This is a genomic window from Anaerolineae bacterium (assembly GCA_016931895.1).
In the GTDB taxonomy this organism is placed as follows: domain Bacteria; phylum Chloroflexota; class Anaerolineae; order 4572-78; family J111; genus JAFGNV01.
In genome coordinates this window covers 1-10,008 of record JAFGDY010000234.1, presented here as the reverse complement: position 1 = coordinate 10,008, position 10,008 = coordinate 1, and the positions used below count along the sequence as shown (strand labels likewise).

The window sequence follows — 10,008 nt, the reverse complement described above, 5'->3', positions numbered from 1 at the left end:
ATTTTCTTGGATTAACACTCATATAGATTTTCGCCTATTTGAAAAGTGTCAACTTAACTATTCGTAAGAGATGAACCATCCCCAAAAACTATATTGATATTGCTGCCCCCATAATTTTAAGGAGGTGCTTATGTCAAAAGAAATCTCAAGTCAGGTGACCACTATTTTATCATCTTATGACCTTGCCACTCCCCACCCCACCGCCGACGCCCTGCGCAGTTTCTGGCTCCAATTTGAGCCAAAAAGCACCGGTTTTGTTAAAGCTGAACAATTGGCGCAACAAGAAACAGTGGGGACGCCAGTGGCGGCGCTCAAATCAATTGGCCAGGAGATTGGCCAGGCCGCCCGCAAACAGGTGGATGAATTTGTGCCGTTGGCTCAGTTGTTGTGGGCTGAATACGGCCGCGAGGGGCGAATTGTGGCGGTCCATATCCTGGGGCCGATGGAATTGGCCAACCCAGACAAAATAATGCCGTTGGTGATGGAGTTGTGCCGCACCTGCATTAGTTGGGAGGACGCCGACCAACTGGCAATGAACGCCCTGGAACCCATTGTGCGCAAAAAACCGGAGCAGTGGTTGAGTGCGCTGGCCGACGAAAACAAGTGGGTGCGCCGGTCCGGAATCACCACCGTAGGACGTCTGCCGATGAAGTACCCTGCCTACGCTGTTCGCTGCCTGGAACTGACCGAGCGGCTGTTGTTTGACGAAGAGCAAGATGTGAAACGAGCCGTGAGTTTTGCTATCCGTTTGACGGCGCGGGGTCAGGTTGAGCCGGCGCGCAACTTTCTGGCTCGCCACGTTCCCCCGGCAAACCCGGCGGCCACCTGGGTGCTGTGCGACGCCATCCGCAGTATGGCCAAAAAGCTTTTGCCGGAATTTGCCTCGCTGCTGCCGCGCTATGAACAGTGGGCGGCCAGCCCAAAGTTGACCGGCAAGGACCGCCGTTCTGTAGAGAGTGCGGTGGAAATTCTGCAAAAACTGGCACAATAAATTATTCCAGGCGCTGAAAGCGCTGGCAGATTAGCCTTGACCGTTTCTAATCATAACGACAATGCTCCTGCACCACTTGCATTAACCACCGCATGCGCCCTACGCCCGTCCCCGCCGCTAAAGAGCCAGCCGTAGTAACATCCAGCCCGCCGGTTTGCCCTGCCTTTTCAAAGTCTTCAATCACGCGTTGTTTGATCTCTGCCGGGCTGCCGTTACGGAGGAGAAAAGGCGGCAGGTGGCCGCGAATGAGGGCCTGGGGCATTTTTTGGCGGATAAGAGCCACATCAACCTCCGGGCCGTAATTTATCTCGCGGATACCCAATTCGTATTGCATATCTAGCAGGTGGCCCATCGCGCTATCGGAGTGCTGGTAGCGGCAGGCGTTGCCGGGAGCCAGGGCGTTGAGCACCTTTTCCAGAACCGGGTAACAGTATTCGCGGTAGAGGGCGGGGTTGAACAGGGCGCTATTATCATCCGTAATCCACCAGCCCGGGCAGGTATTGCCGCTGAATTCGCGCAGCACCTGGTTGAAGGCTACCATTTTATCGGCCAGAATATCCCGAAACCGGCGCATCAAATCAGGATGATCGTAAAGCCAGAAAAACAAGGTTTCAACCTTGAGCACCGACGTCATAATGGTGGCCGGCCCGCGGCTGCCGTCACCCAGCAGGGGCAGACTTTTACCGGCTCGTTTCCGCTGTTCCCACTCCTGCAAAAATTTAGCAGGGAAGCTCCATGCGCGCAGGTCTGTTGCTTCGGCCCGATCTAAGACCTGGGCAAACTCATCTGGGTCGTCGGTAACCGGCGTGAGCCAGGGGGTGCTGCCTTCGTGGTAGGTGAATTCACTGCCAAACAAATTTTCAATACGTTTGGGGCTGTATTGAAAAGTATCTTCGTCAAAAAAAGCCTTACCCACAAACTTTTGAGTGATTTGATTGACCTCCCGGTGCAGGGCGTCCCGATAAGCCTTGTCTTGATAATAGCGCAAGGTAGAGGACACTTGCATAAACTCAAAAATCCAATGGTCGTCGGGGGAGAATGATAGAGAGCAGCGCGGTTTGTGAGTGGTGAAATTCTGGCACAATTTGTTTTCAACCCAGAAGGCGTCAATGTCCAAATCTTTGGTCCCTTCCATAAATTCGGTCTCAATAATGGGCATTATCTTTTCTCCATAACCTGACACAAGATGTCATAAATTAGGTAGTAACATGCAAATGTTGAGCAGTTTACTACGAAAAAGGTAGGTGTCAAGGAAAGAAGGGAAAAAGTGATGATACACTTTGAAAAAGCAAAACCCCAAGATGCCGGAAAGCTAACCGAAATTTCGGGGCGAGCCTTTGATGACGACATCCATTATGGTGCGCCTGGACCGGGCGGCCCGCCCGGCTACAAGTCGAGCCAATGGCAGAGCAAGATGATGCGGTTTGGCGATTACTACAAAATATTGGCCGATGGTCAGCTTATTGGCGGGATCATCATCCTCCGTAAAAAGACGCGCGAGTATGAGGTGGGCCGGATTTTTATTGAGCCGGCCTTTCAAAATCAGGGCCTTGGCGCTCAAGCCTTTGAATTTATCTGGCAAACTTATCCCCTGGCCAGGCGCTGGACGTTGGGCACGCCGGCCTGGAATGAGCGCACTCGCCACTTTTACAAAAAGGTTGGGTTTGTAGAAATTGGGCAAGATGAGCACCAGGGCATTTTGTTTGAAAAGAAAATTGGCGTAGCGGCGAAAGAAGATTTAACGCAATGGCGCCAGGGAAAAAGACCGCAAAGAGAAAAATTAAAAAAGCTTTCTCAGGAGGAATAACAATGGAGTATCGAACTTTGGGTAGAACCGGCCTGGCCGTGAGCGCCATTGGCCTGGGCACAGAATATCTTAACGGGCAGCCGGCCAAAACGGTAATTTCCGTGATCCGGGAAGCCATTGATCAGGGGGTGAATTACTTTGACCTGGTTTTTTCCTTCCCTGATTATCTGGATAATCTGAGCGCGGCCTTGCAGGGTTGCCGTGAGGGCGTTATCCTGACCGCACATTTGGGTTCTACGGTGAAACAAGGCCAGTACAGCAAAACCCGCAGCCCGCAGAAGAGCGAGCAATTTTTTCTTGATCTGCTGGCTCGCCTGGGCACGGATGGCGTGGACATCCTGTTTTTGCATAATTGTGACACGCAGAAGGATTATGACCAATTGGCCAAACCCCGGGGACAGGTGGAACTGGCCCAACGTTTGCGGCAGGAGGGCAAAGCGCGGTTTATTGGTTTTAGCGGCCATACTGTGTCTACGGCGTTGCAGGCCGTGGAGAGCGGTGTGGTTGACGTGTTGATGTTCCCCATCAATCTGGCTGCCAATGCGGTACCGGGCAAAAAAGAGTTGCTCCGGGCTTGCGTGGCCCACAACGTGGGCGTGGTAGCCATGAAGCCTTTGGCCGGGGGTAAGTTATTACAACCCCAACGAACCGTCCGCATGGCCCGGTACCAGATGGGCGGACAGGCGCTCAAACTTACCAAATCGGAGCCGATTACGCCGGTGCAGTGCCTGGCCTATGTGCTGGCCCAGGCGGGCGTTTGCGCCGCCCTTCCCGGCTGCGCCAATTTGGAGCAATTGGCCGGAGTTCTGGCCTACGGCCAGGCCACCGCTGCAGAGAAGGACTTCTCTCCCCTGTTGGCTGATTTTGAGCAATACGTAGCGGGAGAGTGTGTGTACTGCAACCACTGCCTGCCCTGCCCGGAAAAAATTGACATTGGCCAGACCATGCGCCTGCTGGATATGGCTCAACAAAACTTAACAGCAGCGCTACAAGCGGCGTATCAAGCCCTGCCTTTCAAAGCATCCCATTGCGAGGAATGTGGCGTTTGTGTAGAGCGTTGTCCGTTTGGGGTGGATGTCACGGCCAAGATGAAACAGGCTGCGGCTTTATTTGAAGGCGTCGGCTGAACCTTTTTATTTACCTCGCCGCAATATCCGCCGCACCAGAAATGTTAACCACGGCGAAGGATTCTTTTTGTCGGCAAAGGACCATCCCTTCCAGGCCATGTACATTGAATTGGCGGTGTAACGGCCCCCTTCATCCGTTTGAGCCGTGATGGTTTTGACCATTTCCTGAAAACGTTCGTCTGCATGAACAAAAGGAAATTGACTCAACACCTCAACCACGTGCAAAATATCGTACCATACAAAGGGATACTTGAGCTTGCGAAAATCGGTGCCAATGCCAAACATAAAGAGTTTGCGTTCGGTTTGGCATTGCCAATGTTTAAGTAGCATCTGGGCGCCGGCGTGAACGGCGGGGCTATCGGCCAGGGCCGGGACTTGGGCTAACGCCTTGAGCGCGTACACATTGACAATGGGGCAGGGATCGGTTTTGCGGCCCGGCCCCTTAAATTTGCCCAACTCCGGCGCGGCCACACAGCGCCAGCCGTTGTCGTTAACCACGCCAACCAGGTGGGCAACGGCTCGCTGCACGCGGGGGTCATCGCCCAGGCCCATTTTTAACAGGACGTAAAGCAGGGTAGGCGAGTCGCACAGAATCCACGTCCACGCATCCTGGCCGCTGCCGCCAAAAGCTTGGGGGATGTTGACCACTGTTTGGAAAGCGCCTTCCGGGGATTGGTGAGCCAATATCGCCTTGATCCCGGCAGCTATCCCGGAGTCGCCGGCCCGCAGGCCAAAATCGGCCAGGGTGCTGAATTTGTAGATGGGATAACCGGCGTCGTTGTGGCGTTTGAAAGGAGTTTGGCCCCAGGTAGCAGTTTCGGCCAGCATTGCCTGCACCTGGGGATGGGTCAGCATCTCGGCGCGGGCAGATTGTACTTCTATATCGTCTTCAGGCCGGTCCAGCAAGTCAACCAGCGTGCGATAGCGCGTCCACGGTTCGTTTGATGCCAGGAGCCACTGCGTTAAATTGCTTGTCATCGAGTACCTTCTTTGCTGAATAATTGGGCGGCGGGGCAGCCAATCTCGCGTTGGCGGCAGTGTTGGCACATAACCGGCCCCCGGATGAGCGAATTGCCCCAAAAGTAGAGCAGCCCTATAAAAATCACCGCCGCCAACAGCAGCCAGCTAAAGTTCATGATCAAGAGGATAATGCCGCCCAGCAAGGGAAAAATAACCACCATAAAATCCGGCAGCATCTCGGCCCAAGAAATTTCCGTTTCGGCAAATTTCCGGGGATCGCCTTGTTTGAACAACAAGGAGCATAGTTTGCCTTTGCCCAATCCACAAACTTTGCCGTAGTAATAGCAGTTAACACAGCCCAGCTTAAACACCCGGAACTCCATCACCAGGCAATAAAGCACATAAAGCCCGGCTACCACAAGGCCAAATCCGGCAAGGATATAAGCGCCAACGGCGTAGACCAAAACAGGCAAAAGATTGGCTAAAATAACAATCCGCCAGGGAAAATTTTCATAGATTTTTGTTTTCATCACGCGCCTGCCTTTAAACCAATCAATTTATTAACTCCAAACGCCGACAGCGGAAAATAAACAAGCGCCGCCACCAACCCGACCACAGCTTGCGGCCAGGTGTAATCCGGCCCAATAGCCTGGCCAAGTTCAATAAAGGTGAACATCAGCCACCACAGCAGCCCGTACAACAGCCAGCGGCCGGCAAACGATTGGCGGGCCACGTAAAAGATCAATACAAAGCTCAAGGCAATGCCGGTGTTGAGGATCAATAAGCTCAGTAAAAACAAGCCTGGGGAATCGTTTTCAACCGGCGGCAAAAATCCTACGGCCAGCAGCAGGGCGTACGCCAGAAACGGCACCAGGTAGTTAATAAACACGGTTAAAAGCACACTGAAGATAAGTTTCAGGTTAAGCATAGTAAAACCTCCAAAATAATTGTGAATTGTGAACGGTTAATGATTAATTGTGAATGGCTGAGGTCAATCCGAACTGTTTTGATGGTTGCGGATATTCATCCGTAACCGATATTAGGCGGACTTAAATCCAAGCTGAATTATTTCAGCCAAGGCCCGTAACGGATACATATCCGTTACGGACTGCATAGAGGGCTGAACGGTTACGTCCGGCCTTTATTCAGGGCACGTCATTCTTCACTCATTCCCCTCAGAATCTCCATCTTGACTTCTTTTAGTTTCACCAAAGTGTTTCAACACCCGCAGCGCGCGTAAGGTGTTCCAACGGCTGGGACCCCCGGTTTTTTCCATATCAAAATGGACCTGACCCGGATGTTTGGCCTGAAGCGGCCATGTGTTATTTTGCCGCCGTTTTTTCTGTAGTACAGCAAGGGCATCCTGCATGCGGGGATCGTAGCCGACCCCGGCAAATTGAAAATAATCAAGCGCTCTTAAAATATCGTATTTCCAACGCGACGGATAGGAAAGCATCAACATTTTTTTGTCAATGATATTCCCGGTCCGGTCAGAGCGAAACAGCCGGTGCTGCAACAAAAATTCTCTTGATCTTGCGGCGGCGTTTTGCAGCTCCGCCAGCCGATAGTTATAGCCGTTTTGGGCGTATTCTAAAATTCCCTCGATCACAGAAATTGTTGAGTGCATAGAGCTGTGAACAGCCCCTTGTGTGTTGGAATAACAGTTGAAACCGCCATCCGGCATGTGTTCTGCCAGCAGGAAATCAACAATTGATTTCAAATCATCTTCCTGCATCAAAAAATATGAAGCATAGTTTAGAAACATGCCGTTTACGCAAACATCACTTTTCTTTTCTTTGCCGATTGGAAGAATTCCTCCATCCGGCCCTTTGAGTTTTTGGATGACCTGCCATATAGATTGCCTTATTTCCTTGTTGTGTGGGGATATGACCAGATTTTTTAAATCCAGAATGGTGTAATGGGTTGAAATCCATTTGGGTTGATAAAACCGTTGCCCCCAATGACCCCCTTTCTGGCGAAAACTGAGAAATTGGGCGCCCCAGCCTTCGGTGGCAATACGCTCTCGTAAATCCGGCTTTTCAGTTGCCAGCAAGTCACGCTGAACCTGATACTGAATCGACACATCCCCTTCCAGGAGCCAAGTTATCAGATGACGCTCTTCTATCATGTTTATAGATTCCTTCATAGTTTTTATAACGCTTCACATTGTCTCTCGCCGGCATTCCATTGAGCCAGAAACTCTTTTTCGCCCACTTCTTTCAGCAGCAATTGATTGGCTATAAAATCCTGGCCGTACTTTTTCCAGCTTTGAGCAAAACGTTTGAACTGTTTGCACGGAAATATTTCACATTCAAAACAATGGCTGAGACCGCGTTCGGTACAGCATAAATAAAATTTACATTGATCGCATCTGCCCGCCTCCGACGCGCCCGGACATGGTTTCCTATCGCGCACGTAGTTTGGACACCCCCCACAAAAAACGCCGCAGGCAGGCACAATCCCCTGGTATTGTTTTATATAGTACGTTTCCACTGTTGACATAAAATATTGACTCTTCCTCAATCACCCATCAATTTGATTAAATCCTTTTGCCCCAGATAGTGGTAACTCAACAACTTGCCGTTATACACCACGCCAAACAAACCGTAGGGCGATGGCGATAATTCTTGCACTTCCTGGGCGTTGGTCAATTCGAGCTCCCGCGTGGGGATATTGCGCCCGGCAAAGAAGTCAGCAATAATAGCCACCGCGTCGGGAATGTAAGGGCATTGGTCGGAACGAATAATGGTCAATCCCTGGCCGTAACGATTGGCCCGCTCGTCCCAATCGGTGGGGAAACTTGGCGGGGGCGCGTCATTAAATTTTTTAACCAGCAACGAGAACGACGGCGGGGCCTGGTCAACTTCTTCAAACCCGTTTTTCAGCAGCAGTTTTTTATCGGCCAACCAAACGCCCGAACTGGTGACCATGGCCACGCCCTGTTTGCCGATTTTTTGGGCGTGTTCAAGGCACTCATTCAACAGGCGCGTGCCGTAGCCTTTCTTTTTGCATTTGCCCACCACCCAGAGGCAATGGATAACCAGATAATCTTTGGCGTTCACGGCCCGCCAGGCATATTCACCGGGGATGTATTCAACAAAACCCACGGACCGGGGGCCTTCGTAGACCAGCTTGATCTGCATGCCTTCCGCAAATCGCTGTTGGAGCCAGGCCAACTTACGTTGATAGCCTTCGGATTTGGGCTTACTTTTGAAGCAAAAAAAGCCGTGTTCGGCCACGTTGGTCGCATCAACCGTGATGATTTTGATGTTGTTAGTCATATTCTTCCTCCATAATTTATTCATATAGGGCAGCGATGGCCTGGCTCTGTTCACGCACCAGACCACGCAGGTCTTCCGGTTGCAACACCACCACTTGTGATCCATAATTCAGGACTACGCGGGCGGCCCATTCTAAACTGGATATGGCAAAAGTAACCACTACCGAGCCATCGGGCTGTTCGTCTACTGAGTCCCACATCGCCCGGTCATCAAGGGCCAAGAGCGCACCCTCCGGCGCAAAACTAAGGCATACTTGCACCTGTGGTTGGGTATGTGGTTCTGAAGCCAGATACTGCTGAATATCAAAATTTACTGGCACATCAAACATCTCGTCAAGCAGCATCAATTCAATTACGCGGTCTACTCGAAAAGAACGAACGGCCCCCCGCGTATGACAGTAACCGATGGCATACCACCACCCCCAGCGATGAACCAGGGCGTAGAGATCAACCTCACGCTGCAAAGGTTCTGGCTGGCTGCGTCTCCGGTAGGTCATGCGCAATCGCCGCCGTTCACGAACAGCCCGGCGTAGTTTTTCCAAATGAGGGGTCAGGCGTTCGTAATCAATACGATGCATATGGGTAGCCAGGAGGGCCCGCCGCGCCCAGGCAATCTCGTGCCGCTGCTCATTGGGGAGCACGTTATCTAACTTGACCAACGCTCCGCGCGCGGCGTTTTGATATAACTGGCCCCACATTTCCTCCACCAGACTCGTACCTAGATACACAGCCACGGCCTCTTCGGGCGTGAGCATCAGCGGCGGCATCTTGTACCCTCGCACCAGGGAAAAACCGCCGTGCGGCCCTCGCTCGGAGTAAACCGGGATGCCCATTTCATCCAACATTTCCATATAACGTTGCAAGGTTCGCACCGATACGCCCAGTTCATCCGCCAGTTCGGCGGCCTTTTGGTTGGGGCGTCGCTGCAACAGCATAATCAGCGAAATCAGTCGCGTGGCTGTGGTAGCCATATTCTTCTCTTTTCTACCGTTTTTCTGACGGCCACTGGAAACATTATAAGGTATAATTATGACAGTTTCTGTCATAATTATAAGGGAATTTTAGGAAATCTGGAAGGAGTTGGGAGAGTCTATCCAAGCTAAAACAGCCGCATTTGGGTGGTCGGTGGAGGGATGTAAGGGGTCAGCCGCGTGGCGATACTATAATGATCGCATAACTCGTAAAACACCCCGGCCAAAAATTCGACATTCAGCGCCGGACAGTGATACTGATTACCATATCTTCGCTGATAATGCTGCCTGACTGCCGGGAATAATTGATCGAGTTTTTGGTAATAATACGCTCGCTGCCGGTCACGCAGGGTTACGCCAAACGAGGGAATGATGTAGGCCGCGCCGTGCGCATGCGCCTGCTGCACGATGGCCGTGATGTTTTCTTCGGTATCCTCAATATAGGGTAAAATGGGCATCATAGTAATGCCGGTGTGGATGCCATTTTTGGCCAAAAGCTGGATGGCTTTAAGACGGCCCGAAACTAACGACGCCCCCGGCTCCAATTTTTTGCCCAATTCATCATCAGCAGTAGTAATGGTGAAGCTGACCGCTGCGTAGATGCGGTTGATCTCCCGTAGCGTGTCCAAATCTCGGAGCACCAAATCGCTCTTGGTGATAACGTGTACCGGAAAGCCAAATTCAGCAATTGCGTTCAATGCTCTCCCGGTCAGGTTGACTTTCTTTTCCAGGGGCATATAGGGATCGTTCATTGACCCCAGGCCAATAGTGCCTTTGACCCGCTTGCGGGCCAATTCCTGCCGCAACAGGTCAATGGCGTTAGCTTTGACCAGCACCTCTGTGTCAAAGTGGTCAATCTGGTAGCACTCGCT

Annotated in this window: 12 protein-coding genes; 3 read left to right on the top strand and 9 right to left on the bottom strand. The window is 51.7% G+C overall.

Going from position 1 to position 10,008, the window contains the following annotated elements; translation table 11 throughout:
• Window positions 1-130: 130 nt before the first annotated feature.
• Entirely contained in the window at window positions 131-991 is an 861-nt protein-coding gene (locus JW953_17400) for a DNA alkylation repair protein (GenBank protein MBN1994478.1), read from the top strand.
• 46 nt (window positions 992-1,037) lie between these two features.
• Here the strand turns inward: JW953_17400 and JW953_17395 are convergent, their stop codons facing one another.
• Entirely contained in the window at window positions 1,038-2,150 is a 1,113-nt protein-coding gene (locus JW953_17395; GenBank protein ID MBN1994477.1) for a hypothetical protein, read from the bottom strand.
• A 111-nt stretch (window positions 2,151-2,261) separates the two neighbouring features.
• Here JW953_17395 and JW953_17390 point away from each other — a divergent pair, with 111 nt between their 5' ends.
• Together JW953_17390 and JW953_17385 are read left to right on the top strand one after the other, a co-directional pair.
• Window positions 2,262-2,798, top strand: coding sequence for a GNAT family N-acetyltransferase (locus tag JW953_17390; protein MBN1994476.1), 537 nt, complete (start codon window positions 2,262-2,264; stop codon window positions 2,796-2,798).
• Between the two features lie 2 nt (window positions 2,799-2,800).
• The gene (locus tag JW953_17385) at window positions 2,801-3,925 is read left to right on the top strand and encodes an aldo/keto reductase (GenBank protein ID MBN1994475.1); all 1,125 of its coding nucleotides are present in this window, start codon (window positions 2,801-2,803) and stop codon (window positions 3,923-3,925) included.
• Between the two features lie 6 nt (window positions 3,926-3,931).
• On the opposite strand, the gene JW953_17380 is transcribed toward JW953_17385, so the two are convergent.
• From JW953_17380 to JW953_17345, 8 genes are all read right to left on the bottom strand, one after another.
• Complete coding sequence (locus JW953_17380; GenBank protein MBN1994474.1) at window positions 3,932-4,903, bottom strand: hypothetical protein; 972 nt, start codon at window positions 4,901-4,903, stop codon at window positions 3,932-3,934.
• Window positions 4,900-5,415 (bottom strand): hypothetical protein, encoded by a 516-nt coding sequence (locus tag JW953_17375; protein MBN1994473.1) that lies wholly within the window; start codon window positions 5,413-5,415, stop codon window positions 4,900-4,902. Before JW953_17375 ends, JW953_17380 begins: the two co-directional genes overlap by 4 nt.
• Window positions 5,415-5,813 (bottom strand): hypothetical protein, encoded by a 399-nt coding sequence (locus JW953_17370; GenBank protein MBN1994472.1) that lies wholly within the window; start codon window positions 5,811-5,813, stop codon window positions 5,415-5,417. Before JW953_17370 ends, JW953_17375 begins: the two co-directional genes overlap by 1 nt.
• 234 nt (window positions 5,814-6,047) lie before the next feature.
• Complete coding sequence (locus JW953_17365; GenBank protein ID MBN1994471.1) at window positions 6,048-7,013, bottom strand: hypothetical protein; 966 nt, start codon at window positions 7,011-7,013, stop codon at window positions 6,048-6,050.
• Between the two features lie 23 nt (window positions 7,014-7,036).
• Window positions 7,037-7,387, bottom strand: a complete 351-nt coding sequence (locus JW953_17360; GenBank protein MBN1994470.1) for a DUF3795 domain-containing protein — start codon at window positions 7,385-7,387, stop codon at window positions 7,037-7,039.
• Between the two features lie 17 nt (window positions 7,388-7,404).
• Window positions 7,405-8,166: a GNAT family N-acetyltransferase gene (locus tag JW953_17355; protein ID MBN1994469.1), complete on the bottom strand. Its 762-nt coding sequence runs from the start codon at window positions 8,164-8,166 to the stop codon at window positions 7,405-7,407.
• Window positions 8,167-8,182: 16 nt separating this feature from the next.
• Window positions 8,183-9,136 (bottom strand): YafY family transcriptional regulator, encoded by a 954-nt coding sequence (locus JW953_17350; GenBank protein ID MBN1994468.1) that lies wholly within the window; start codon window positions 9,134-9,136, stop codon window positions 8,183-8,185.
• A 128-nt stretch (window positions 9,137-9,264) separates the two neighbouring features.
• The coding region (locus JW953_17345) for a radical SAM protein (protein MBN1994467.1) at window positions 9,265-10,008 on the bottom strand (744 nt) is incomplete at its 5' end.

Excerpts from the sequence above, each read along its gene's own strand:
- JW953_17350 (MBN1994468.1), bottom strand. The coding sequence starts at position 9,136 with ATGGCTACCACAGCCACGCGACTGATTTCGCTGATTATGCTGTTGCAG.
- JW953_17355 (MBN1994469.1), bottom strand. The coding sequence starts at position 8,166 with ATGACTAACAACATCAAAATCATCACGGTTGATGCGACCAACGTGGCC.
- JW953_17360 (MBN1994470.1), bottom strand. The coding sequence starts at position 7,387 with ATGTCAACAGTGGAAACGTACTATATAAAACAATACCAGGGGATTGTG.
- JW953_17380 (MBN1994474.1), bottom strand. The coding sequence starts at position 4,903 with ATGACAAGCAATTTAACGCAGTGGCTCCTGGCATCAAACGAACCGTGG.
- JW953_17395 (MBN1994477.1), bottom strand. The coding sequence starts at position 2,150 with ATGCCCATTATTGAGACCGAATTTATGGAAGGGACCAAAGATTTGGAC.
- JW953_17370 (MBN1994472.1), bottom strand. The coding sequence starts at position 5,813 with ATGCTTAACCTGAAACTTATCTTCAGTGTGCTTTTAACCGTGTTTATT.
- JW953_17385 (MBN1994475.1), top strand. The coding sequence starts at position 2,801 with ATGGAGTATCGAACTTTGGGTAGAACCGGCCTGGCCGTGAGCGCCATT.
- JW953_17365 (MBN1994471.1), bottom strand. The coding sequence starts at position 7,013 with ATGATAGAAGAGCGTCATCTGATAACTTGGCTCCTGGAAGGGGATGTG.
- JW953_17400 (MBN1994478.1), top strand. The coding sequence starts at position 131 with ATGTCAAAAGAAATCTCAAGTCAGGTGACCACTATTTTATCATCTTAT.
- JW953_17390 (MBN1994476.1), top strand. The coding sequence starts at position 2,262 with ATGATACACTTTGAAAAAGCAAAACCCCAAGATGCCGGAAAGCTAACC.
- JW953_17375 (MBN1994473.1), bottom strand. The coding sequence starts at position 5,415 with ATGAAAACAAAAATCTATGAAAATTTTCCCTGGCGGATTGTTATTTTA.